This window comes from Methylocystis heyeri, from assembly GCF_004802635.2.
GTDB classification, from domain to species: Bacteria; Pseudomonadota; Alphaproteobacteria; order Rhizobiales; family Beijerinckiaceae; genus Methylocystis; species Methylocystis heyeri.
Genome location: NZ_CP046052.1, coordinates 1,143,288 through 1,166,679, shown reverse-complemented (window position 1 = coordinate 1,166,679; position 23,392 = coordinate 1,143,288). Strand labels below are relative to the sequence as shown.

Annotated in this window: 26 protein-coding genes and 1 riboswitch; of the genes, 10 read left to right on the top strand and 16 right to left on the bottom strand. The window is 61.8% G+C overall.

What is annotated here, in order from left to right:
• Positions 1 to 52 precede the first annotated feature (52 nt).
• The 5 genes from gcvT to H2LOC_RS05200 form a co-directional block, all read right to left on the bottom strand.
• Positions 53 to 1,171, bottom strand: coding sequence for a glycine cleavage system aminomethyltransferase GcvT (gene gcvT, locus H2LOC_RS05220; protein ID WP_246206993.1), 1,119 nt, complete (start codon positions 1,169 to 1,171; stop codon positions 53 to 55).
• A gap of 158 nt (positions 1,172 to 1,329) precedes the next feature.
• A riboswitch (glycine riboswitch) is annotated at positions 1,330 to 1,419 on the bottom strand.
• A gap of 256 nt (positions 1,420 to 1,675) precedes the next feature.
• Entirely contained in the window at positions 1,676 to 2,227 is a 552-nt protein-coding gene (locus H2LOC_RS05215) for a hypothetical protein (RefSeq protein ID WP_136495423.1), read from the bottom strand.
• Positions 2,228 to 2,329: 102 nt separating this feature from the next.
• Positions 2,330 to 2,611 (bottom strand): hypothetical protein, encoded by a 282-nt coding sequence (locus H2LOC_RS05210; RefSeq protein WP_136495422.1) that lies wholly within the window; start codon positions 2,609 to 2,611, stop codon positions 2,330 to 2,332.
• A gap of 311 nt (positions 2,612 to 2,922) precedes the next feature.
• Positions 2,923 to 4,110 carry a cell wall hydrolase gene (locus tag H2LOC_RS05205; protein WP_136495421.1) on the bottom strand — a complete coding sequence of 396 codons (1,188 nt, stop codon included), beginning with the start codon at positions 4,108 to 4,110 and terminating at the stop codon, positions 2,923 to 2,925.
• A gap of 159 nt (positions 4,111 to 4,269) precedes the next feature.
• Entirely contained in the window at positions 4,270 to 4,689 is a 420-nt protein-coding gene (locus tag H2LOC_RS05200) for a secondary thiamine-phosphate synthase enzyme YjbQ (protein WP_136495420.1), read from the bottom strand.
• 174 nt (positions 4,690 to 4,863) lie between these two features.
• Between H2LOC_RS05200 and H2LOC_RS05195 the strand changes: the two genes are divergently transcribed.
• Positions 4,864 to 5,658, top strand: a complete 795-nt coding sequence (locus H2LOC_RS05195; RefSeq protein ID WP_136495419.1) for a sulfite exporter TauE/SafE family protein — start codon at positions 4,864 to 4,866, stop codon at positions 5,656 to 5,658.
• A gap of 261 nt (positions 5,659 to 5,919) precedes the next feature.
• Here H2LOC_RS05195 and H2LOC_RS05190 read toward each other — a convergent pair whose 3' ends face one another.
• A complete protein-coding gene (locus tag H2LOC_RS05190) occupies positions 5,920 to 6,651 on the bottom strand; it encodes a cytochrome c biogenesis CcdA family protein (RefSeq protein WP_136495418.1) in 732 nt (243 codons plus the stop codon).
• A gap of 183 nt (positions 6,652 to 6,834) precedes the next feature.
• Between H2LOC_RS05190 and H2LOC_RS05185 the strand changes: the two genes are divergently transcribed.
• Positions 6,835 to 7,173, top strand: a complete 339-nt coding sequence (locus H2LOC_RS05185; protein ID WP_136495417.1) for a hypothetical protein — start codon at positions 6,835 to 6,837, stop codon at positions 7,171 to 7,173.
• 342 nt (positions 7,174 to 7,515) lie between these two features.
• Positions 7,516 to 8,049: a protease adaptor protein RcdA gene (rcdA, locus tag H2LOC_RS05180; RefSeq protein WP_136495416.1), complete on the top strand. Its 534-nt coding sequence runs from the start codon at positions 7,516 to 7,518 to the stop codon at positions 8,047 to 8,049.
• A gap of 96 nt (positions 8,050 to 8,145) precedes the next feature.
• Here rcdA and rpmE read toward each other — a convergent pair whose 3' ends face one another.
• Positions 8,146 to 8,376 (bottom strand): 50S ribosomal protein L31, encoded by a 231-nt coding sequence (gene rpmE, locus H2LOC_RS05175; RefSeq protein ID WP_136495415.1) that lies wholly within the window; start codon positions 8,374 to 8,376, stop codon positions 8,146 to 8,148.
• A 225-nt stretch (positions 8,377 to 8,601) separates the two neighbouring features.
• Complete coding sequence (gene cpdR, locus H2LOC_RS05170; protein WP_136495414.1) at positions 8,602 to 8,976, bottom strand: cell cycle two-component system response regulator CpdR; 375 nt, start codon at positions 8,974 to 8,976, stop codon at positions 8,602 to 8,604.
• 235 nt (positions 8,977 to 9,211) lie between these two features.
• Between cpdR and H2LOC_RS05165 the strand changes: the two genes are divergently transcribed.
• Complete coding sequence (locus H2LOC_RS05165; protein WP_136495413.1) at positions 9,212 to 10,174, top strand: N-formylglutamate amidohydrolase; 963 nt, start codon at positions 9,212 to 9,214, stop codon at positions 10,172 to 10,174.
• Between the two features lie 24 nt (positions 10,175 to 10,198).
• Entirely contained in the window at positions 10,199 to 10,996 is a 798-nt protein-coding gene (gene hisN, locus H2LOC_RS05160) for a histidinol-phosphatase (RefSeq protein WP_136495412.1), read from the top strand.
• 10 nt (positions 10,997 to 11,006) lie between these two features.
• Here the strand turns inward: hisN and H2LOC_RS05155 are convergent, their stop codons facing one another.
• The 4 genes from H2LOC_RS05155 to H2LOC_RS05140 all read right to left on the bottom strand — a co-directional run bounded on the left by H2LOC_RS05155 (position 11,007) and on the right by H2LOC_RS05140 (position 14,066).
• Positions 11,007 to 12,164 (bottom strand): glutathionylspermidine synthase family protein, encoded by a 1,158-nt coding sequence (locus H2LOC_RS05155; protein WP_136495411.1) that lies wholly within the window; start codon positions 12,162 to 12,164, stop codon positions 11,007 to 11,009.
• On the bottom strand, positions 12,161 to 12,553 hold the full coding sequence (locus tag H2LOC_RS05150) for a hypothetical protein (RefSeq protein ID WP_136495410.1): 393 nt from the start codon (positions 12,551 to 12,553) through the stop codon (positions 12,161 to 12,163). The genes H2LOC_RS05155 and H2LOC_RS05150 overlap by 4 nt, the downstream gene beginning before the upstream one ends.
• A 4-nt stretch (positions 12,554 to 12,557) precedes the next feature.
• Positions 12,558 to 12,962 carry a DUF350 domain-containing protein gene (locus tag H2LOC_RS05145; protein WP_136495409.1) on the bottom strand — a complete coding sequence of 135 codons (405 nt, stop codon included), beginning with the start codon at positions 12,960 to 12,962 and terminating at the stop codon, positions 12,558 to 12,560.
• 105 nt (positions 12,963 to 13,067) lie between these two features.
• On the bottom strand, positions 13,068 to 14,066 hold the full coding sequence (locus tag H2LOC_RS05140) for an aldo/keto reductase (protein WP_136495408.1): 999 nt from the start codon (positions 14,064 to 14,066) through the stop codon (positions 13,068 to 13,070).
• A gap of 100 nt (positions 14,067 to 14,166) precedes the next feature.
• Between H2LOC_RS05140 and H2LOC_RS05135 the strand changes: the two genes are divergently transcribed.
• Complete coding sequence (locus H2LOC_RS05135; protein WP_136495407.1) at positions 14,167 to 14,763, top strand: TetR/AcrR family transcriptional regulator; 597 nt, start codon at positions 14,167 to 14,169, stop codon at positions 14,761 to 14,763.
• Positions 14,764 to 14,934: 171 nt separating this feature from the next.
• Here H2LOC_RS05135 and H2LOC_RS05130 read toward each other — a convergent pair whose 3' ends face one another.
• Positions 14,935 to 16,044 carry a type I restriction endonuclease gene (locus tag H2LOC_RS05130; protein WP_136495406.1) on the bottom strand — a complete coding sequence of 370 codons (1,110 nt, stop codon included), beginning with the start codon at positions 16,042 to 16,044 and terminating at the stop codon, positions 14,935 to 14,937.
• Positions 16,045 to 16,329: 285 nt separating this feature from the next.
• Here H2LOC_RS05130 and H2LOC_RS05125 point away from each other — a divergent pair, with 285 nt between their 5' ends.
• Together H2LOC_RS05125 and H2LOC_RS05120 are read left to right on the top strand one after the other, a co-directional pair.
• Positions 16,330 to 16,794: a hypothetical protein gene (locus H2LOC_RS05125; protein WP_136495405.1), complete on the top strand. Its 465-nt coding sequence runs from the start codon at positions 16,330 to 16,332 to the stop codon at positions 16,792 to 16,794.
• Positions 16,795 to 16,980: 186 nt separating this feature from the next.
• Positions 16,981 to 18,951, top strand: a complete 1,971-nt coding sequence (locus tag H2LOC_RS05120; RefSeq protein ID WP_136495404.1) for a DUF6165 family protein — start codon at positions 16,981 to 16,983, stop codon at positions 18,949 to 18,951.
• Between the two features lie 425 nt (positions 18,952 to 19,376).
• Here H2LOC_RS05120 and H2LOC_RS05115 read toward each other — a convergent pair whose 3' ends face one another.
• Positions 19,377 to 20,444, bottom strand: a complete 1,068-nt coding sequence (locus H2LOC_RS05115; protein ID WP_136495403.1) for a hypothetical protein — start codon at positions 20,442 to 20,444, stop codon at positions 19,377 to 19,379.
• A gap of 79 nt (positions 20,445 to 20,523) precedes the next feature.
• Between H2LOC_RS05115 and H2LOC_RS05110 the strand changes: the two genes are divergently transcribed.
• Together H2LOC_RS05110 and ybaK are read left to right on the top strand one after the other, a co-directional pair.
• Positions 20,524 to 21,471: a LysR substrate-binding domain-containing protein gene (locus tag H2LOC_RS05110; protein ID WP_154331579.1), complete on the top strand. Its 948-nt coding sequence runs from the start codon at positions 20,524 to 20,526 to the stop codon at positions 21,469 to 21,471.
• Between the two features lie 140 nt (positions 21,472 to 21,611).
• Positions 21,612 to 22,088, top strand: coding sequence for a Cys-tRNA(Pro) deacylase (ybaK, locus tag H2LOC_RS05105; RefSeq protein ID WP_136495400.1), 477 nt, complete (start codon positions 21,612 to 21,614; stop codon positions 22,086 to 22,088).
• A 185-nt stretch (positions 22,089 to 22,273) separates the two neighbouring features.
• On the opposite strand, the gene H2LOC_RS05100 is transcribed toward ybaK, so the two are convergent.
• Both H2LOC_RS05100 and H2LOC_RS05095 read right to left on the bottom strand, forming a co-directional pair.
• Positions 22,274 to 22,804 (bottom strand): GNAT family N-acetyltransferase, encoded by a 531-nt coding sequence (locus H2LOC_RS05100; protein ID WP_136495399.1) that lies wholly within the window; start codon positions 22,802 to 22,804, stop codon positions 22,274 to 22,276.
• A gap of 153 nt (positions 22,805 to 22,957) precedes the next feature.
• Positions 22,958 to 23,389, bottom strand: coding sequence for a PIN domain-containing protein (locus H2LOC_RS05095; RefSeq protein WP_136495398.1), 432 nt, complete (start codon positions 23,387 to 23,389; stop codon positions 22,958 to 22,960).
• Positions 23,390 to 23,392 lie beyond the last annotated feature (3 nt).

Genomic DNA, 23,392 nt, shown 5'->3' with positions numbered 1-23,392 from the left:
GAGGTAGGGGGCGCCTATCAAGAACGGTTGTTCCTTTGATCCAATTGCCCTTTCAGTGGCGAACATAGCGATGCGGCACGAATGGCAGCGGAACCACGGAAAGCTCCACAAGCCTGCCGCGCAGATCCGCATGAAGCGCGTTTCCCGTCGTCGCTGCACCGCGCGCGACGTAACCCATGGCTATGGGTCGCGAGAGCGACGGCGAGAAACCGCCCGAGGTGATGCTGCCGACTTCGGCGCCGCCGGCGTCCAACAAAAACGCGCCTTCGCGGATCGGGGCCTTGCCTTGCGGCAGCAGCCCCACGCGCCGGCGTGGCGGACCGTTCTGGAGCGCGTCGCGTATGCGCTCGAAACCGGGAAACCCGCCTTCTATGCGTCGCCGCTTCCCGATCGAAAAGGAGAGCCCCGCTTCGACGGGGTCGATCCCGGGATCGAGATCATGGCCGTAAAGACACAGGCCCGCCTCGAGCCGCAGCGAGTCGCGGGCGCCGAGGCCGATCGGCGCTACATCGGGGTTTTCGAGGAGGCGCAATGCAAAGCCCTCCGCTTTCGACTCCGGCAGAGAAATTTCGAAACCGTCCTCGCCGGTATAGCCCGACCGTGTGACATAAAAGCCCGCGCCTTCGTAATCGAAGGCTTGCCATTCCATGAAGCCGAGCTCTTCCACGCCGGGCAACAGCGCCTGTAGCGCATCGACCGCCCGCGGCCCTTGCAGCGCCAGCATGGCGCGGGTTTTCTGGACATGAAGCGATAGCTGCGGAAGCTTCTCCTGCAGCAGGGCGAAATCCACCGCCTTGGTCGCCGCATTGACGACGAGGAACAGGCGCTCGTCGCGACCGGGGAGGCGCGTCACCATCAGATCGTCGAGCACGCCGCCGGCTTCGTTGAGCAGCTGCGTGTAGCGGTTGCGCTCCGGCGCGAGCTCGATCAGATCGGCCGGGCAAAGCGTCTCCAGCAGCCGCGTAGCGCCCGCTCCCGCGAGTATGGCCTGACCCATATGCGAGATGTCGAACAGACCGGCTTTTTCGCGCGTATGCAGATGCTCTGCGACTATGCCGGGCGGGTAGTGCAGGGGCATTTCGTAGCCCGCAAAGGGAACCATGCGCGCGCCGAGGCGGCGGTGCAGGGCGTCCAACGGGATTTTGGCCGGGGCAGGGGCTGGGGCGGTCAAGAGGTCGCTCCGGAACGAACATGGCCGCGCGGCGACGGTTCGACACCGTCCGCGCGCCCCCTCTGTCCGGTTACCTGAGAGATTCCTCGCACGGATGCGAGTTTCGCCCTTCGGTGGGCGCCTCGCGAAAATCGCGGCGCCGCTTTCCAGAGTTTTAGAAACCTCGCGCGGTTCTTTTGCCTGAGCGTTTCCGGGGCGGTTGCGCCTTCGGCTCCGGCCTTGCGGCCGGCCTCTCCCGCGTGAAATCTTTATTCTCCTCAAAGATGTGCCTGAAGGCCGATTCCGTCAAGGCGGAAGATGCAGCAGCAGCCAGCGCCGCAATATCTCTTCCCTCGGAAGCGTAGCGTAAGGCTTCCCCGAAACGGATGGACGCGCAGCCGAAGCGAACCAGAACCGCGCGAGTCCTCCTGGATCGCCGCGGAGCTTACGCTCCTCGCGATGACGGCGCGAAGCCGATTCATTCAGCCGGAAACCGTATAACTCTCTGGCCGAGTCGGGACAGAGTTAAATGATATTCTGAAAGTTCAGATTGGTCGTGCCGCCGCTCTGAGGCAGAGGCATCGATTGAACAGTTTCGTTGATATAAATGTTGTTGATATTGTAATGGCCCGCGATCGGAGACGTTTGAGCAACCCGCGAGACGCTGGCTGATATGGACAGTCTGGTGGTCGCCGGCTCCACGACGACGCTGTAGGGCACGTTCACTGTGCAGGTGACGTTTGCGGGCGTGACGGTCGCCTGCGTCGAGTAAGATCTGGTGTCGTAAAGTCCGGTAGTCGTGTCTATTATGGTCGTCTGAACAGTGCATTGCAATATGCTGGCGGAGGTAATGCCTGAGTTGTTTGCAAAGGTCATTGCGACCGATATGGTTCCCTTATTGACGCCCAGGGTAGCGGGCTTCACGCCGCTGGAAGCTGCGGCCACATAGGGTTCGAAGGCCCCGGTGGCCGGGTTCAGGAAGCCGAGAATTTTCTGGTCCTGAGCGGATGCTGGGCAGGTCCAGACAAGCGTCGTCAGCCCAAGAAATTGCAAAACGCGGTTCTTCGAAAAGTTCATGATTTACCCTCGTTCTTCAATTGGGTTCGCCTCATGGCGCCTCTCCCGCGCCGAAACATCTTTCGATTTGGGCTTTTTGTCAAAATTGCGTGAGATTTTGCTTCAGGACCTGTCGAAAATAAAGCCGTCTGCCGTCTCGTTCAGAACGCCCGCTCCATATTCGGCAAGGCGGGAGGCGATCGCGGAAGCGACGGGCGCCCCTATTGCCAGCAACTGCTTCCACGAGGGATGATGCTGGTCGACCGTCTCCAGTATCGAGAGGAAACATTCTTCTCGGGAGGCGCCAGTCGCGACAAAGATGGTGAGATGGTCCGGCGGCAATGTCTTGCCCGCCCAAAGACGCTGCACGACATGTCGATTTATCGCCGAGTCGCAGAGCCACACGGGCCCCTTTCTCACCAGTCGACCGACGGACTCGCCGAAGTCCGGATCAAGAACAACAAAGATATTCTGGCAACGCACGAGCTTGAGTCATAGCGACGGAATTACGGGCTCGACCGAATGGTCGCAACGGGCTTCATCAGCGGCGCCGAGGCTGAGGCGGTGAAACAGGATCCCTGAATACTTAAAGAAGCATTACGCGTTAAATGCCGCGCAAACTTTGCCTCGATGCAAGACGAGCACGGCTTTGGGCGAAAGCCCTTCGGATCACCATGGCTGGAACGCCAACACGACCCGCGCGCTACACTACTGCCTCACGTCTGCCCCGGCTTCAGCCGATAGAACACATGACGGCCGATCACGTCCATCTTGGTCAGGCTACGCGCCCAGCGCGGCTTTACGTAATTGGCGTGGTAATGGGTGGAGCGGCCGACATCCGAAATATAGGTGCGGCCGGCCAGCACCTCGTCGGCGATGCGCACCGCCGTCGTCCAGGAGTCGCGCTCGGTGATGCGCAGCGATTTTCCTTCGCAGGCGAAGGAGAACTGGCAACCCTTGTAGTGATGGCGGTTCTGGTAAACGACGCCGCAGATGTTGCGCGGATAGAGCCCGCTGGAAACGCGGTTGAGCACCACCTGCGCCACCGCGGCCTGTCCCGCCTCGGGCTCGCTGCGCGACTCGAAATAGACCGCCTCGGCGAGACAGCGCTTTTCGCTGCTCATCCGGTCCGCGTCGATCATCGATGCGTAATCGGGCCGAGCATTGCTGGAAAGAGCCAGCGTAGCGCGCGGGAAGGAGCCGGCCTCGATCGGAACGGCGTCGGGCTGGGCCGGCGTGGAGGAGCCGAGCGCCACCGCGCGCGCCACCTGCGGCGTGGCGCCGTGAGCGGCGCGCTCCTGCAGCGCCTCCAGGGAGGCCGGGGTCGCCGCCGAGGCCGCCTGCGCCGGCATCGCTGCCGCAGCGCCTTTCTGGGTCGTGATCTGAACGCTTTCCGCCGGGTTCTGGAACTCGGAAGCCTCCTCGTCGCCGGGCAAGGCGGCGCGCGGCGCCAATATGACCCGGGTCGTGGCTCCCGAAACGTTGAAGGCGAGATCCGGCGAGACAGGGCCGGGGAGGCGGGTTTCGAAGGAAGGGCGGATGGCGACCACGGGATCGCCCTTGTGGGTGCGGTCTATCTCTGGAAAAATTGCGGCGTTGGGCTTGAGGTCGACATGCGGCTCGCGCTCGTCGGGCAGGCTGTGCATGTCGAGCGGGCCGCCGTCGGTGAGCCTCGCCAGCTCGACGTGCGGACGATTGGGGTTCTGGGCGAAGTCCCCCGCCAGCGCCGCCGCCAGCGTCGCCGCCGACGGTCCCGGGGAGCGCGCCGTCAACGGCGCCTCGTTCCAGCCGGTGGCGGAGTCCTGCCCGGCCGAAGCCGTAAAGGAGACCACGAGCCCGAAACCCAGAACCCAGGGCGCAATGACATCTACGGACCACTTTGCTGCATTAGACCGACGACGCATACTTATCGCTCACGCCTGAACGCCACGCTTTGCAACGGGCGCTGGCGCGAGGACCATCGCCATCCCAAAAGCAAGCCTTAAGAAGGGTTATCGCGCATTAGGCTTGCCGGTCGGTTACGCCGGCTAGAAAATTCGCGTCTCAGAATGGCGCAGCGGGACTCATTCGCCGAGTAGATGCAGCGCGATCTCGCGCCGGTGGGGCTTGCGCCTGTGCTCGAACAAATACACGCCCTGCCAGACCCCAAGCGCGAGCGCGCCGCCGATCAGGGGGATCGAAAGCTGGGTTTGCGTCAGGGCGGCCCTTATATGCGCCGGCATGTCGTCGGGCCCTTCGCTGTTGTGCGCATAAAGGGAAGGGTCTTCGGGAGCCAGCCGTTCGAAAACTCTTTCGAGATCGCGAAGCACGTCGGGGTCGGCGTTCTCCTGAATGACCAGCGAAGCCGAAGTGTGTCGGCAGAACAGGGTGAGGAGTCCCATCCGCATCCTTTGCTCGCCGGCGAAAGCCTGGACGCCCGAGGTGATGTCGTAAAAGCCTTTGCCCCCGGTTTCCACACGGAGCGTTCTCGCAGCCTGGCGCATCGCTGTCTCCCATCCCTTTGCAGAAAGATTTTCCCTTTATCGGGCGCCTCGCGGCGTAGGAACGGCGTCAGAGGGGCGGTCCGAAAAAAATTTGTTTGCTTTTATAGACTGTTCTATTAGGTTACTAGATTAATAGACTAAGCCGCCGTCGCCGCCATGTGGGAGCGCCAAGGGATGTGGGAGCAATTGCATTCGATCAACCCGCTCTACACGCTTTCCGGCTTTCTGGTCGGCGGGCTGGTGGGCTTCACCGGCGTCGGGGGAGGGGCCCTGATGACTCCGATCCTCCTGCTGATTTTCGGCATCGCGCCCAAGACGGCGGTGGGAACCGACCTTCTTTACGCCGCCATCACCAAGAGCAGCGGCACGCTGGTTCACGCGCTGAACGGCAATGTCGACTGGCGCATCACCAGAAGGCTGGCGGCGGGCAGCGTGCCGGCTACGATTCTTTCGCTGCTGTTTTTATGGCGCCTCGGCGGCTCCAATGAACATGCGGCCAACGGCGCCATCACTTCCGTCCTCGGCTTCGCGCTCATTCTCACTGCTGCGGCGATTCTGTTTCGAAGCGCGACACTGAAATATATAGCGCGCCACACCGACTCGCTGACGGACGCCCAGAGCCGCAATCTCACCATCGCGCTCGGCGTTTTCCTCGGGACCGTGGTGACGATTTCTTCGGTCGGGGCGGGGGCCATCGGCATGACGGTGCTGCTCGCCCTCTATCCGCGCCTGCCCACGGTTCGGCTGGTCGGCTCCGACATCGCCCATGCCGTGCCGCTCACTTTCATCGCCGGAACAGGGCATATGCTCATGGGCGGGGTCGACTGGCTCCTGCTGGTCTCGCTGCTGATCGGCTCCTTGCCCGGCATCGCGATCGGCAGCCAGCTCGCTGCGCGGGCGCCCGACCGTTTCCTGCGCCCGGTTCTCGCCAGCGTGCTCGCGGTCGTCGGAGCCAAGCTGAGCATCTGAAGCTGCGCTCGTCCGCGCCCGACCCGCAAGGGGGAGAGATTCGTAGCCCTATGCTTGTCAGAACGTCCCAAGGCGCCTTGCAGCCGGAAGGAAAAAGATAAACATGACACGCTCTACTTCATTTGGTCATTTTACAGTCACGTTTGGTCAGTAAACAAACAAATAGAACCTTTGAGAGGCAGCAATGTCCTCAACGGTTTGAACGCCGGGCCGGATGTACGCCCGGCGTTTTTTATTGCGAGACGCTCGAACGGAAGCTGGTCAGCCCAGATTGGCGAGGCCGGGGAAAGTCTGCATCAGCCAGAAGGAAATGTTCTGGATGCCGCCGGACCAGAACACAACGCCGGTGAACACCAGCAGCCCGCCGACGATTCTCTCGATCTTCACAAAATGCCGCTTGAACCTGGAGATGAAGCCCATGAAGGGCTCCAGCGCCAGGGCCGCCGCGAGGAAGGGCACCCCGAGGCCCAGTGAATAGACGCTGAGCAATTGCGCCCCGCGCCAAACCGTATCCTCCGTGCTCGCCACCGCGAGAATCGCCGCCAGAATCGGGCCGATGCAGGGCGTCCAGCCGAAGGCGAATGCGAGCCCCATGACATAGGCGCCGAAGAGCCCCATGGGTTTTTCGATCTCGGCGCGCTTTTCACGATAGAGCAGGCCGATCCTGAACACGCCGATGAAGTGCAGGCCCATGGCGATGATGATGGCGCCGGCGGCGTAAGAGAGGATTTCCTGGTTGGCGCGCAATTCCTGGCCGAAAAAGCTCGCGCTGGCGCCGAGAGCGGTAAAGACGGTTCCAAACCCCAGCACGAACAGCGCCGCGGCCAGGAGCACGTCGCGTTGCGCCTTGCCTCGCGATTCCGCGGATAGATCCTCCAGCGTGACGCCGGCGATGAAGGTCAGATAGGGCGGAACCAGAGGCAGCACGCAGGGCGAAAGAAACGACAGCAATCCTGCCGCCGCCGCCGCGGGAAAAGTGACGTCCGCCGCCATTATCGTGTTTCCTCTCTCAACCGGGGATGTGAGCGCGCACGGTGGCAAAGCCGTCACGCAATGTCTAGCGCCTAGGTCGATAATTGGCGGCATTTTATCGTGCTGGTTCGCTACTCGTTAACCAAGCGGAAAACCGAACGCGGTTAACTCGCCTTCGCGGCGCTGCAGGGCGGAGATTCGATCATGCATGGCTTGATGCTTTGGAGCAACGGCGAGGACAGGCGTCCGAGGCTCGCGCATCCGGCCGCACCCCGTCGCAAGGCGAAGTCCGCGGCCGATCCCGCCCGATTCCCGCCCAGGGCCCCGGTCAACCCTTTCGCCCGGCCGCCCTGCGTGACGGGCGGGCAATTGTTGCGCATTTCGCTGCTCATCCTGGCGTCGCTGATCTATTCCGATCCGTCGCCGTTCCTGTCCGGCCGCCTGGTCGGGCCTCTCGCGCAGAAATTTGCCGCGAGGGGAATCGACCCGACGCCGACTGCGGCGATTGCGCCTGCGCAGTCTCAGGACCCCGCAGGGCGTTAACCATAATTTAACGGATTGAGCGCAGCCTGATGATGTCCTGCTGATGCAGGATATTCGGGTGACGACACCCGCGTCCTTGATGCCTCCCTGTCGAGACGCCTCGAGAGCCGCCCCCCAGCGGCTCTTTTTTTTGGACGCAACAGAACTATCATTTATTGTCAAAGGACGACCGTCCCATGCCGAAAACGGCGTGAGCGATCGCGTCCCGGCTCAGCCTTTCCCCCGGCTTTGCGGGAATTAAGGTTAAAGAAAGGCTAAGCGAGCGACGCCCCGATAAATACGCTAGATTGAATCATGTCGAATCCGCCGGGCGGGACCCGGGGCAAGTTCCGCGAGCGTGACATGCGTCTGAATGACAGCGTAAATGAAGCAGGCCAACCCGTTTCCTTTGTCGAAAAGCTCGCCTGTTCCGAAGCTTTCGGCGCGCTTTTTCGGGAAGGCATGTCGCTGGTCGAGGACGCCGCAGCCTATCTCGACGGCGCGGGCCGTGACGAAGCCAAGTCGCTCCCGCGCACCGAAGCGCTCGCTTACGCAGCCGAAAGCATGAGGCTCACGACCCGTCTCATGCAGATCGCCTCCTGGCTCTTGCTCCAGCGCGCCGTCAACCAGGGCGAAATGACCCGCGTTCAGGCCGCCAGCGATCGCAACAGGGTCAAGCTCTCCCAGCAGGAGCTGGCGTCGAACCCGGACGTCTTCCAGCGTCTCCCGCAAAAGCTGCGCGATCTTTCGATTCACTCGCTGCGGATGCAGGCTCGAATCATGCATCTCGACATGCTGATCTACATGCCGGTCACACAGCCGATTCAGGCCCCTGTCGGCAGTCCGGTCGAAGACCAGCTGCAGAGGCTGCGCGACGCCTTCGCTCCGGCCCGGTGAGCCACGACCCCCGGCTCATCGTATGCTGGAAAGAAGAAAAGCTCCCGATTTCGCATCGGGAGCTTTTTCATTTTCAATCTCGTTTGTCGCTCGAGCTCACTTCTTGCCGAAGGAGAGCCCGCCGAAACGCGAATTGAACTTCGAGAGGCGACCGCCGCGGTCGAGGAGCTGCTGCGATCCGCCGGTCCAGGCCGGATGGGTCTTGGGATCGATGTCGAGGTTCATCGTCTCGCCCTCGGACCCCCAGGTCGAACGGGTGAAATATTCGGTTCCATCCGTCATCACGACTCTGATGGTGTGGTAATCGGGGTGAATGTCTTTTTTCATCTCGGCAGACCTCATGAAAGGCGAATACGATCGCTTCCGCGACAATCGTCGCGGGCAGGCGACCGTTTCGGAATTGGATTTGGCTGGCTATTAGCTCATCGCTCGGCGTTCGGCAAGCCGAAGCGCCGATCGGCCAAGGCGACGAACCGGGTGACGAACCCTTGCTTTGCAGCTTCGCGGCGCGGTCGCACGCGGCGATCGCGGCCGAAGCGCCCTCGGCGGACCTCAGGCGGCGAGAAGCCGGTGCACCTCGTTGACGAGATCGCGCAGGTGGAACGGCTTGGAAAGGATCTTGGCCTGGCTCGGCGCCTGATTGTCGGGATTGAGCGCCACGGCGGCGAATCCGGTGATGAACATCACTTTTATGTCGGGGTCGAGTTCGGTGGCGCGGCGGGCGAGCTCGATTCCGTCCATCTCGGGCATGACGATGTCGGTCAGCAGCAGCTCGAAGGGCTCCACCCGAAGCTGGTCATAGGCCGCAAGCCCATTGTCGAAGGAGGTGACGCAAAAGCCTGCGTGCTGCAACGCCTTGACCAGGAAGCGGCGCATGTCGTTGTCGTCTTCTGCAAGCAAGATCTTGGCGGCTGCCGGGTCGGTCATGACGCTCCTCTTCTCCTTTTCCATCAGTTGTGCGGATTCTTAGTAAAAATCAGGTGAAACCCTAATCGTTCCCATTTAGCTTTCCCGCGGCGCGCTGACCAGTCTCCGTTTGCATGCGCAAACGGCGTGGATTTTGCGAAAGCGGTTGCGCAAGGGGTTAAATTCTGGCTCCATAGCCTTGGAAGCCGCTATGGCGCCGGCCCTATAAAAAACACATAGCACGAGGCGGCGACGCATGGAATCAGCCCCGCGGCAAGAGTCGAGCGACGCCGGTTTCTCCGGCGAGGGGGTCGAACCCGAGCTTGCGCGCCCCTTTGAAATCGTCGCGCCTCCGGTCCTCGCTTCTCCGCTGGTGTTTTCTTCCCCCCATTCGGGCTGCGTCTACCCTGCGCGCTTCCTTCAGCAGGCGCGGCTGGACTCGGCGAGTCTGCGCCGGTCCGAGGACGCCTATGTGGACACGCTTTTCGCCTGCGCCCGGGGTTTGGGCGCGCCGATGTTGCGGGCGTGCTTTCCGAGAGCCTATCTCGACGTGAACCGCGAACCCTATGAGCTCGACCCGCGCATGTTCGAGGAAGACCTGCCTGAATTCGTCAATACGAGGTCGCTGCGCGTCGCCGCCGGCCTCGGGACCATTCCGCGCGTCGTGACAGACGCCCGGGAGATATATCAGGGCAAGCTGAAGCTATCGGACGCCCTCAGACGGATCGAGAAACTCTACAAGCCCTACCACGCCGCTCTCGCCTCGCTGATGGAGGAAGCGCGCCGGGCTTTCGGCCTCGCCATATTGATCGACTGCCATTCCATGCCCACGATCGCGGCGCGCGATCCCGGCGCTTCGGCGCGCACGGAAAAACGGCGGGTCGATTTCGTGCTCGGGGACCGTTTCGGGGCGAGCTGCGACACCGGTTTCGTGGATCTGATCGAGCGACGCTTGCGCGGCTTCGGCTACAACGTGCACCGCAACCGCCCTTACGCCGGCGGCTTCATCACCGAGCATTACGGGCGTCCCGGCGCCGGATGGCATGCGATGCAGATCGAGGTCGCGCGCGGCCTTTACATGAACGAAGCCACATTGGAGCGCAACGAGCGCTTCGAGCTTCTGGCTCAGCATCTGCAAGAGGCGCTGTCGGAGCTCGTCCAAAGCATCGGCCGAGGCGAGAGCGGGCGGACGCAAGCCCCGCGCGCCGCGGCGGAATGATTTCTCCCCCTGGAGACCCAGAGAGTGACAGCAGTCGATTTCGAGAGATTCGTGGAACAGCTCGCGGAAGTCTCCGCCGAGGCCATATTGCCTTTTTTCCGTACGGCTCTCACCGCCGAAGACAAAGGGCGCGGCGGCGCCTTCGATCCGGTGACCGAAGCCGACCGCGCCGCCGAGAGCGCCATGCGGCGGCTGATTCAGGACACCTTTCCCGGCCACGGACTGATCGGGGAGGAATTCGGATCGCAGCAGGAGGACGCCGAATTCGTCTGGGTGCTCGATCCCATAGACGGCACCAAGAGCTTCATCTGCGGCTTTCCCACCTGGGGCACGCTGATCGGCCTCACCCACCGCGGGGCCCCCGTTTACGGCCTGATGAATCAGCCCTTCACCCGTGAGCGTTTTTCCGGGGATTGCGAGGCCGCCTTTTGGCGGGGACCGGCGCGCAACGGCAATGGCATGGAGAGACGGGCGCTGAAGACACGGCCCTGCGCCGATCTTTCCCACGCGACCTTGCTGACGACCTCGCCCTTGCTGATCGATCCCGATCTGCGGGACAACTTCCACCGCGTCGAAAAAGAGGTCCGGCTCTCGCGCTACGGCGGCGATTGCTACGCCTATTGCGCGCTCGCGGCCGGCCATGTCGATCTCGTGATCGAAACCAATCTCAACCCCTACGACATCGTAGCGCTCATCCCGATCGTAGAGGGCGCAGGCGGCGTCGTCACGACATGGAGCGGCGACAGCGCGGCTGGGGGAGGCTCCATCATCGCCGCGGGCGATCGGCGCATCCATGAGGCGGCGATGGCGCTGTTGGGCTGATAAGGCGCTCTCACCCCAGGATCACATGCGGCAGGAAGCGCGAGCGGTTTGAGGTTATGGCCGAGGAATCCTCGCGCACGCCTACGCCCGCGGGCGCATCGCCGATAATCCAGCTTCCGACCACGGGACGCTTCCCTCCGAAATCAGGGAGCGGGCAAAGCGCCTGGCGGACGAAACCCTCCGCTCCGTAACCGTCCCGGTCTCCTTCGGTCCTGCGGTCGCCGTCGACGAGTTCGACATCGGCGCCTTCACGGGAATAAAGCGGCTTGCGGGCATAGCGCGGCCCGAGCTGCGCGGAGCGGGGATCGTCGTCGAAATAGCAGGGCAGCAGATTGGGGTGGCCCGGCGCCATTTCCCATAGCAGCGCCAGCATACCCTTGCAGGAGAGAATCATCTTCCACTGCGGCTCGACGAAGCGCGTGCGCAGCAGGGCCGCGGACCTGCCGAAAGGATCGGCGAACATCCACTCCCAGGGATAGAGCTTGAACAGGAAGTCGATCCTGCGGCCCCAGCGGTCGACATAGACCGGCTCCTGAAGGCCGATGTCGCCCATGTCGAGCGTCTGGCTCTGGAGCCCGGCCTGACGCGCGCAATCCTGGAGATAGGCGATTGTTCCGGAGTCCTCGACGCCGCCGGCCATGCAGGCGAGATGCAGGAAGCGCCCGAGCCCGATCTCGCGCCAGCGCGCGATCAGCTTTTCATGCAGCGAGTTGAATTGATCGGCGCCTTTCGGCAGAAGCCCGCGCGCAGTCAGATGTTCGAGCCAGAACCACTGGGCCACCGCAGTTTCGTAAAGGCTCGTGGGCGTGTCGGCGTTGTATTCGAGCAGTTTGGCGGGGCCGCGGCCGTCAAAGGCGAAATCGAAGCGGCCGTAGAGCGAGGGATCGCGCCTGATCCAGCTCTTCCTGATCGCCTCGAAAGCAAATGACGGAATACGGAGCTTCGCCAGCAGATCGTCGCTGGCGACGACGCGCGAGACCAGTTCCAGGCAGAGCGCATGAAGCTCCCGAGTCGGCCGCTCCAGCTCGTGTTCGACCTCCTTCAGCGAAAAGACATATCGAGCGGTTTCGTCCCAATAGGGCGCGCCGTCCTGGTAGGCGTAGAGGAATCCGATTTCCTCGAAATGCGCCTTCATGTCGGGCCGGGGAGGGGAGGCTTCGCGCCTCACTCGCCGCCCCCGCCATGGCCGCCGCCGGAGCCGCCGAAACCGCCGAAGGCGGCGTGTTGGCCTCCCGACCCGGAGCTGGAATGCCAGGAGCTTCCGCTCCCGCCGCCATGGCCGCCGCCCGAACTCTGGGTCTGCCGGCAGGTCGATTGATCGGCGTTGGGCCCTTGCGGCGTGTCGCAGCCCACACGCTGGTCGAAATTGTGGAGCGCCTCGGTCGCGGCGATGAGCGCCAGCACCGTGGCGCCGATCGATCCGACCGTAATCGTCAGCGTGCGCAATTGTAGGGGGCCGAGCGGGTCGGGCGCCTCGGGGAGTCCTTCCGGGGCGTGCATGACCACCGGCGGCGGCTTCACGCCACGCTTGCCGAATTCCTTTTTCGAATCGGCCATGGCGTCACGGGCTCATGCAGGCGGCGCTGAGGACGCCGGCGGAAATGGATACGGCGGCCACCCACACCGCCGCCGCGACCGCGTTCTGCTCGATGGCGTGCGAAAGGCCCGGATGCGCGAGCCGCGCCAGCTGATAGGCGATGACCTGGGTCGCGAAGGCGACCACGCCCCAGACCGCGAATTCGAGCGCGCTCCCGGTGTTGTGGATAGCGCCCGCCAGCGCGATGGCGAAGCCGATCAGGCTGCCGCCGAAGGCTATCGCCGCCGAGGCGTTGTGCTGGCGCACGATGAGGTCGAATTCGTTATGTGGCGTGAGACGGACATAGACGACGCAGAAGCCGGCGCAAAAGGCGATCGACGCCGCGAAATAGGCCGCAAAGGAAGCAAGGCCGTACACAAAATCAGGCAAGGGGACCAATCCTGCTGTTGCAATAACCGGGGAAGGCTAGCAGGGGAGCCGGGGGCGAGCAAGGCGGGGTGACGAGCGCGACCTCTGGCGTCGGCCCGTTCCGGTTTACGAACGCCACATCTGCAGAATTTGCGGCGCGTAGCGGTCTCCCACGACGGCGCCGGGCGCGAACATTCGATCGAGCGCAGCGAGATCGTCGGCCGAAAGCTCGATGGCGCCTGCCGCTATATTCTCCGCTATGCGGTTGCGGTTGCTCATGCCGACCAGAGCCACGATATCCTCGCCCTGCGCGAGGACCCAGGCGGCGGCGAGCTGCGTCGGCGTCCAGCCCTTCGACGCCGCGAAGGCGGCGAACTTCGCCACCACTTCCAGATTCTTCGTCAGCGCCTCGCCGTGGAATCGCGGCGTCCAGTTGCGGACGTCATGCGCGGGAAGGGGCCCCTTGATCGCGCCGGTCAGAAGGCCCTGCGCCGCCACGCTGTAGGCGACTATGCCGACGCCCAGTTCGCGCGCGACCGGCAGGAGGTCGCGCTCGATGGCGCGGCCGGCCAGCGAATATTCGATCTCGACCGCCGTCACCGGGTGAACCGCATGGGCCCGGCGAAGCTGCGCGCCGGTCACTTCCGACAGGCCGAGATGGCGGACCTTGCCCTCCTTGATGAGCTCGGCGATCGCGCCCACGGTTTCCTCGATCGGCGCCGAGGCGGGGATGCGGCCGGGCTGATAGAGATCGATCGCCTCGACATCCAGCCGCTGCAGCGAATAGCTGCAGAAATTCTTGACCGCGCGCGGGCTGACGTCGACGCCGAGCGGCTGGCCGCCGGGCGCGACCATCATGCCGAATTTGACGCTGAGGAAAGCCTTGTCGCGCCTCCCGCGCAACGCTTCGCGCAGCAGCAGCTCGTTATGGCCCATACCGTAAAAATCGCCCGTATTGACGAGGCGGACGCCGGCGTCGAGCGCGGCCTGGATCGTCGCGACGCTTTCCGCGTCCTTTGCGGCGTCATGACGGCCCGGCTGCGGGCGCAGCGGCGACATGCCCATGCAGCCGAGGCCGAGGGCGGGCAGCTCCGGGCCGTTCTTTCCCAAGCGGCGCAGCTTCATCGAAAGCTCCTTTAATAGATCGATCGCTCTATTTATGTAAAAACAAAATCAATCGCACGTCAAGATTGATAGAGCGGTCGTTCTAGTTTTAAGGACAGACATGAGAAAGCTCGATCCCGTCCGGCACGAGGAGAAACGGCTGGAGATTCTGGCCGCCGCCAGACGCTGTTTCGAGCGCAGCGGGCTCAAGGGCGCGTCGATCTCGGATATCTGCAAGGAGGCGGGCATCAGTCCCGGCCACCTCTATCATTATTTCGACAGCAAGGACGCGATCGTCGCCACGCTCTCGCAGGCCTGGCTCGCGAGGACGCGGGAGAGATTCGAGCAACTGTCGGCGCCGGAGGGCGACGTTGCGGCTCTACTGGCGGAGGAGATCGGCAGACTTGCGCCGAGCGGCCCCAATTCCGGCGTGGAGATCGTTTTCGAGATGCTGGCGGAAAGCGCGCGCAACCCCGCCATGGCGGAGGTGATCCAGGCGCACAGCCGCGGTCTGCGGGCCATACTCGCGGATGTTTTGCGCAAGGGACAGCAGCGCGGCGCCGTCGACCCCGGTCTCGACGCCGAAGCCACGGCCGTCGTCATCATCGCGATCATCGACGGATTGAAAGCCATGCCGCTGCGAGACCCCGCGCTGGACCGGGGGTCCGCTATCGGGCTGCTTCAGCAGATGGTGAAGGATATTCTCGATCGTAGATGAACGGGGCGACCGCCGAGGTAAAAGAATCGTCCCAACAGGCTAGTATTATGTAGTTTAACTCTCCAAAAGGAGGGGTCATTGCGAGCAGAGCGAAGCAATCCAGAGTCATACCAATAATATTGATAATTTTTCCCTGGATTGCTTCGCTTCGCTCGCAATGACGCGCCTTCGTCAGTTCACCTCGGCAAGACTCATTTTTCCGCTATCGTAATTCAGGGCCACTGACTTCAGGCGATCCGCATACCTGAAAATATCGTCGATTACCTCGATTCTTATTTTTTCTTCGTTTTTCTCGGCGTCGAATAGGCCCACATATTTCGTGGCGCGGTTGAAATGCAGCCGGCAAATTGGTTTCCGATTGTTGTCGTCCAGAAGGATTGCGCAATAGCTCTTCGAATCACGCATAGCTATTCGTTCGACTTTCACCACTTCGCGAACGATAGCTCGTACGATCTGATAACCCTCGATTTCCTCTTCCGTTGTCACCACTTCCTCGGCGCCCTCCACAATAGTCAAGGGAGGTGACTGGGGAGCGGAAGGCGCCAATTCCACCGCCGTAACCGATGGACTATCCTCGATTGCGGAGGACAGGCGCTGATTGAGCAATTCACGGACAGTATCTTTCATCGCCTTCTGAACTAAAGGTTTAAATTTCGAAAATATATTTGACGTTAACTTTCCTTCATAAACCCTAGATATGAGCATTCTTATGACTTCGTCTGAAGGATTATCTATTTCTGTCGATATTTCTCTAATAAATATCGAACCATATTTGAGATCGCTCGCGGTTTCGAGAATGAGAGGGACATCAAAATTCTCATTCGCAAATTTCTTTAGCTCATCTATATGCGATGGACGGTAGTTCAATATGTCGAACTCGAAAAATGGTTTCGCATCCATCTTGTTTGGTTCCTCGAGGTCGGTGAAGAACCAATAAATGAGACCGTTAGTCAGCACGCTAAACCGCGCATCCGTGACAGAAAAATATCTATAAAGTTGAGACATATGTTGAGGGCTTAGCTTTTCTCTGCAGGGCTTGCATTCGACGAGCAATATCACCTTACCGTCGAGTTTAATTGCATAGTCGACCTTCTCGCCCTTCTTAACGCCTACGTCTGCAACAAATTCTGGTATGACCTCAAGAGGGTTGAACACGTCATAACCCAGCGCGCTGATGAAAGGCATGATAAACGCGTTCTTCGTAGCCTCCTCAGTCTCGACCGAATCTTTCTGCTTAGCTGCCCGCTGCGCAAGCGCAGCAATTTTCGCTGAGAAATCCATGATTTAGCACCGCTCCCAATATTATTGACCACAATGATATACGTTTGGAATCAACTGGCAAACAATATAGGCAAAAACGCCTTCCGGTCGGGGTCGCCGGCCAGAACAGGGAAAGACCAACGTCTGCTTGGGAGGATCGTTTCGGTGTGCGATTTCCAATCGCTTTCGGTTCTGCATGAAATCCGCGGCCGGGGGGCTTGCTACGCTCGAGATTGCGACTTACTACAATCATAGGTTGAATATCGAGTCTTCTGAAGCATTCGATGAGTGGAGTTCGGGGGCGCCATGGTCGCCAATTCGACGTCAAATATTCGTCCGGAAACCATCGAGCTCATCGAAAGGATGGCCGGACATTCGCCTCGCGCCGGCGAACCCGCGGATTTGGCCTCGATCGACCCTCTGGCGCTCGGCGATCTTTGGGCGGTCGCCCATGGGACCGAAACCTGGCGAGGCGATGGCCCCGCGCCAAACCCTGCCGCCTACATCGCCGGCGCGGTCCTCGATCTCGGCGACAAGATGGACCCGGTTTTTCGCGCCTCGGCCTGCCGGGACTACCTCGACCTGCTGACGCGCAAAGCCGAAGGGGACCAAGACGAGCCTGTCGATCGCACCAGCGACTATCCGTGGCGAAAAGCGTGCTTCGCGCTCCGGCGCTTCCTTGCGGCCTGGGGCGCCGCGCTTTGCCGGGAAAGCCTCTTCTGGTCATATTGCTGGAAAGATGAGGAGGCTGCCATCAGCAGGGCAGGATGACCAGGGCGCCCCGGCGTGGCAGCTTGCAAAATCATATCAAATTGGTATGATTATTCGTTGGCCGCGCGCTCTTCGACGAAGCCGCGCCGTTCGTGGAAACCCAGCGAGAGTAGTTCCTTGCGACATCGGGCCGAAAAATCGCGAGGCGGACGAGAGGACGCCTTCGCCGACAGGCAGGCGCCCCCGGTGAACGACCCGCTGGCCAGAGGCCTCGCGTTTCACCGGCGCGGCGAGTTATTCCGGGCGGAGCAGATCTACTGCGAGATCGTTACGCGGGACGCCGCCAACGTCGTCGCGCTGCATCTGCTCGGCGTCGTGATGACGCAGACTGGGCGCGCCGCCAAGGGCGTGGCGTTCATCGACAGGGCGCTCGCGATTCATCCGAACGATGCGGAAGCTCTCTATAATCGCGGCAACGCACTGTTGTCGCTCCGCCGTTTCGAAGAGGCCTTGGAGTCCTTCGACAAGGCGCTCGCGATCGCGCCCCGCTACGCCGAAGCCCATAATAATCGCGGCAATGTGCTGCAAGAGCTGAACCGACACAGGGACGCCTTGCCGTCTTACGACAAGGCGCTGGCGATCACGCCCCATTATGCCGAAGCTCACAACAATCGCGCCAACGCGCTCAAGGAGCTGCGAAGGCTCGGCGAGGCGCTCGAGTCCTACGACAAGGCGCTGGTCATGGCGCCGCGCTTCGTGAAGGCCCTGTATAATCGCGGCGCAGCTTTGCAGGAGCTCGGTCATTTCGGCGAAGCGCTCGCGTCTTACGACCAGGCGCTGGCGCTAAAGCCGGACCATGCCGACGCGCGCTACAATCGTGCGCTGCTCGCCCTGCTCCAATCGGACTTCGTGGCGGGTTGGCAGGATTATGAAAGCCGATGGGACAGAAAGGGCGCGCCGAAGCGAAAGCTGACGGCTTCCTTTCCCTCATGGAAGGGCGAGAACATTGCCGGCAAGAAGATCGTCATCTACGACGAGCAGGGCTTCGGCGACGTCATCCAGTTTTCACGATACGTGACGAAGCTCGTCGAAGCGGGCGCACATGTGACCTTCCTCGTGCGCGCGAGCCTCCTGCGCCTCATGGAATCCTTGCCTTCGCGCGAGTCCATCCGCCTCGTGACGTCTCTGCCGCCCGCGGAGTCTTTCGACTTTCAGTGCCCCTTGCTCAGCCTGCCGCTCGCCTTTCAAACGAGGCTGGAGAGCCCGTCGACTGCTACTCCTTATCTGCGCGCCGAACAGCAGCGCGCGCTGAAATGGCGGGAGAAGATCGGCGAGGACGGTTTCAAAGTCGGGATCGCTTGGCAGGGTAGTAAAGCAGGGAAGATCGATCTCGGCCGGTCTTTCGCGCTGGCCGAGTTGCACGGCTTATCCCGGATCCAAAACCTCCGGCTGGTCTCGCTTCAAAAAAATGACGGCGTCGAGCAGCTGAGCAGACTTCCCGATGGCATGATCGTCGAAAGCCTCGGCGATGACTACGACGCGGGCGAGGACGCCTTTCTCGACGCGGCGGCCGTTATGGAAAGCCTGGACCTCGTCGTAACCTCCGACACGTCGATTGCGCATCTCGCCGGCGCCTTGGGGCGGCCCGTTTGGGTCGCGCTGCAGCGGACGCCCGACTGGCGATGGCTCCTGGAGCGCTCCGACTCTCCCTGGTATCCTTCAATACGGCTGTTTCGGCAGAGGACCAGCGGCGATTGGAAGGGCGTGTTTACGGACATTGAAACCGCGGTGCGGGAGTTGATGAACGAGTGGCGCCCTCGCCCTCGGGCGGAACCGCCGCGGGCGCCGATTTCCTGGGGCGAGCTGATCGACAAAATCACGATTCTCGAAATCAAGAGCGCCGAGATCATGGAGACGGCGGCGCGCGCGAATGTCGAGCGGGAACTGCGGATGTTGCAGGAGGTGGTGGGGCCGCGGGACTCTCGGGAAGCGATAGCAAGCCTGAAGAGCGAGCTGAAAGCCACGAATCTCGCGCTTTGGAGCATCGAGAATTCGATCCGCGAGAAAGAGCGCGCCGGCGAGTTCGACCCGGAATTCGTCGAGCTCGCGCGTTCGGTCTACAAGCGCAACGACGAACGCGCGCGGCTCAAGCGACAGATCAGCACCGCACTCGGATCCGAAATCATCGAAGAGAAATGCTACGGCGCTCCCGCGTGACCGCGACGGTCGGCCTTTCCGCGCGACCCTTTCGGAGATTTTGCGCGCCGTCGATCTTCTGGTCGGCGCCAGCGGCTTCGCCGTGACCGAGGAAACCGATCCGGGCTACGATCCACGCCTGCGGCGCCTGGGTGAATTACCGCTCGGCGCAGTGGCCGAAATGCGCAAAGGAGCTCTCCAGCGCATGCTGTGGGGCAGGGATGGTGTTCGCTTCGAGGCCCGCCATCTGTGCATCGGCCCCTGCGCCATTCACCTCGCGACCGGACGGGTCACCCGCGACGGAGACCCGGTGACGATCGAGCTGCCCAAGGAGCCGGCCCGCGCCCCAAAACCCTGGCTGCCCTATGACGAAAAGCTGCTGGAGACGATCTACCGAACGGCGGTGGAAATCGGGGAAGGGCGCGCCTCAAGGGTGACAGCGGCGTTCATGCGTTCGAAAAAATGCGGACGCCGCACATGCCCATCAGAATTGCGGCGGCGATCAACGCCGCGAAACCGGCGCCGACGATCGCCATACGATCACAGTTTCGGCGGGCTGCTCCGTGTTCAATCATAACTATCCGGAGGCCTCCGACGAGATGGGTGAGAAGGAAGAACACCCCCAGCACGTAATGCGGCGCCAAGCGAATATTCCATTCGTCGTCAACCAAGCCCGTAGGCGCGCCAGTCGCGAACGACCATTCCGTATCGATTCCCAACCACCGTCGCGCATAGATGAACACCGAGTTCATGTGTCCGATCAGGAAGAACAGGAGGTAAGCTCCTGAAGCGGCCTGAAGCGCCAAAAACCCGTCCATCGGGTTGCGCAGCCGGCGCCAGAGGAGGACCGCGCCGGTGGCGGCGACCGAGAGCAGGATCAGAACAAGGACCGGCTCGACGATGGCGGCGCGATACCAATGGCGCCCGATATTCATGACCGCCTTGTGAGCGTCGCCGCCGGCCAGCCCCGTGAGGTGGTTGAATATATGGAAGCCCAGGAACGCCAGGAAAGCAGAGGCCGCAAGTGCGCCGTGGACGCTGCGCAACTTAGTTGCGAGGAGAACGCCACGATCTCTTTCGTGGCTCGGAGCCACGGCGACTAAAGCGATGACGCCCCAGGCGGCCACCCACGCCGCCTTCTCCTGAACCGGATAATGCAGCATGTAGAGGACGACTCCGACGAAGGTGAATATTGCGGGAGAAGCCACCGCGAGCGCCGCGGCGATCTTCACGCCGCTTCCGTCATTGATCGCCGCGAACCGCATGAAGCTCACGAACGCGATCAGCGGAATGGCGAACGCGATGCCGATGCTCGCAACGGCGAGCAAAGTTCCCGAGGCCGGATCGCTCTTCGTAAGCTCCACGCTCGCGTGGAACGCCTCGAGCGCGAATGGGTAGAGCAGCGCCAAAACCGGGGGCGCAATCCGATAGCTGAAAGACTTCATTCTCTGGGCCCGGTCATGGGCCGAACGCCATGGCGGCTCGGAAAATTCGCCGCTGCGCGTTTCGGCCATGCAAATCTCGTTTTGGATCTTGCTTCAGGATGCGACCCGGCGTTTGATATGTCTAATCTGAATTATCGGCGCTTTTGATATGAAAAACATCTCACTCGATGCACGGCGTCTCCGCTATTTCGTCGCAGTCGCCGAGGCGCTCAATTTTCGTAGGGCCGCCGAAACGCTCAACATCTCGCAGCCCCCCTTGAGCCAGCAGATCCAGACGCTCGAGGCGGAACTCGGCGCCGCTCTGTTCATCCGTCACGGCCGATCGATCGAGTTGACGGACGCCGGCTGGATCCTTCTGCGCCGGGCGCGGGCGCTGCTCGCTTCGATGGAGGCCACCGCCACTGAAATCGGAATGGTCGGGCGCGGCGAAATGGGAATGATCCGGATCGGATATATGAGCGCCGCCATGCTCGGACGGCTGGCCTCGATTCTCGCCATGTTCAGGATTGAAAAGCCGAAGGTCGAAGTGCGACTGAGGCAAGCTCAGCCGCGGGACCAGATCGCCGCAGTTGCGTCAGGCGAAATCGACGTAGGACTTTTATCGGTTTCGTCGGCGCTGACAGGCGCGGTTCCGGATGAACCGGACCTTTTCATCGAGCCGCTCTGGAAAGAGGAAATGGTGCTTGCGTTACCGCCGGGTCATCGGCTCGTTAATCAATCTTGTCTCTCCCTGCATCACTTGGACGGCCAAACTTTTTTGACTCTGCCTCGAGCCCCCCTCCCAGGAGCCTATGAACAGCTTTTGCACTTGCGCCGGGGGCAGGGGGGCTCCAAGGCGACCGACATTCAGGAAGTCGAGGAATTGCCGGCTGGATTGGCGTTGGTCGCCGCCGGCTATGGCGTTGGTCTCGTGCCCGTTTGCGTGATGGAGAACTGGAGCGGCGAAGTCATATTCCGTCGGCTGAAGGAGCGACCTGAAATTCAGGTGGCAATGCTGTCGCGGCGGAACAATTGCTCACCGGCTCTTTCCGCATTTCGCACAACTGTGACGCACCACAATCGGAGCCTGCATTACCGGGCGGAGGATCTTCAATGAGCTGACGGCCGAGGTCCAGAGGATCAATCAGACCGACGAGGGCCGTTGGACGCCGCTCGTCGACGCGGCGCGTCGAGGCTTTACTGCATCGGACGCATGGGCCCTTTGATAAAGTGCGCTTCGGTTGTCGGGAGGATTAAATGGCGCAGGCGACGCGGGCGACGAAAGCCCTGGAACAAGTTGGCGTCCCGTTCGAACTTCACAGCTATGACTATGATCCCGATGTCGACAGCATCGGCATGGCGGCCGCCAACGCCCTTGGGGTCGAGCCGGGGCGGGTGTTCAAGACGCTGATGGTGCTGGTCGACGGCAAGCCGGCCTGCGTCATCGCCCCGAGCGACGGCGAAGTCTCGATGAAGCGGGTCGCGGCGGCGCTTTCCGCCAAGGCGGCGACAATGATGAAGCCCGCCGACGCCGAACGCGTCTCCGGCTATAAGATCGGCGGCGTCAGTCCTTTCGGCCAGCTCCGCAAGGTTCCGGTCGTCATCGACGAAACCGCGCTGCTCTGGGACGCCATTTTTCTCAATGGCGGCCGGCGCGGACTGCAAGTCCAGCTCTCGGGCGAGGACGTCGCGCAGGTTCTGGATGCGGTGTTGGCGGACGTGAGCGCGCGGTAAGGACGCCAGCAATCCGAGGCGCCCGCGTGGCCGCGGGCGGCGCTTCCGCAGATCGAACAACAGCGGCAAACCTGGCGGCCAGAGCATTTTCATGTTTCATGGAAACATGAAAATGCTCTAAGTTTTTGTTTTCACGCGTTTCCTACGCCGAACCGGCGTCCACTTCGGCTGGAAACGCTCTATGGTTAGGCCGTCCACTCCTTGCGCAGGATGGCGTATTGCATCGTGTTCTCGAATTTCGGGGCGCCTTCGTCATCGGTCACGAAGGATACGAACTCCCGGAACAGCCCCTCTCTCCTCATTCCCAGTCTTTCGCACAGGCGCTGCGAGGCGATGTTGTCTTCCTCCACATAGGCGTAGAGGCGGCGGGCGAGCTTCGCCGTGAACAGATACTCGAAGAGCGCCCGCGCGGCCTCGGAGGCGTAACCCGCGCCGCCGAAATCCGCGTTGAAATTCCAGCCGACCGAATAGGTGTCGGGAGGCTCGTGCACGCAGAACAAATCGCCGATCAGATTATCGGAGCTTCGCAAACCTACGGCGATATGCTCATCGCTGCTGCGGCGTGTCTCCACTTCGGCTTGTGCAGCTTCGAGATCTGGGAGTCTGAGCGAGAGGAAGCAACTCGACCTCGGATGGCGCAAATAGGCAAACAGATCGGCGGCGTCACCCAGCCTGAAATTTCTCAAGATCAGCCGGTCGGTTTGGATGACGTCCATTCGAACTCCCTCCCGGGTTTCGTTCTACCTTTCTGCAATATACGGCCCGATGACGGCAAAGCTTCGCAGTTTTCAGTAATTACGCGGCATCGTCCTGAGGAGCTCGCCCGCGCGCTTTCTGCTCAGGATGAGGGGGTTGGCGATCAGGCGCTATTAGACTTCGGCGAACGCCCTCAGGAGATTTGGAGTCGACCATGTAGCGACGCCCGTCCCAGCGAAATCGCGGTCCGTGGTCCACACGTCGGCGTCGGCGCTCCAGGCCAAGGCCAAGACATGTGCGTCATTGGTCGACCCGTTACGGCTCGCCACGGCGTCCCTGAGAGCAACTTCGGCAACAGCCAAAAGCGGCCCCAGCGCTGCGACCGGCACGATGGTCATTTCGTTGGCGAGCGCGTTGATGATGGGAAGAAGTTCCGGCCGCTTCAATCCCAATTCGATGCGCCGACGCGCCTCCTGCAACACGCGATCCGTCGTAACGAGTGTGGCGTTGCGAGCGACTTCAAGCAACGCTCCGGTGCTTCTGCCGCGGGCCGCTGCGATCAGCACCGCGGCATCCAGCACGATTGTCGACGTGGGCGTCCTCACACC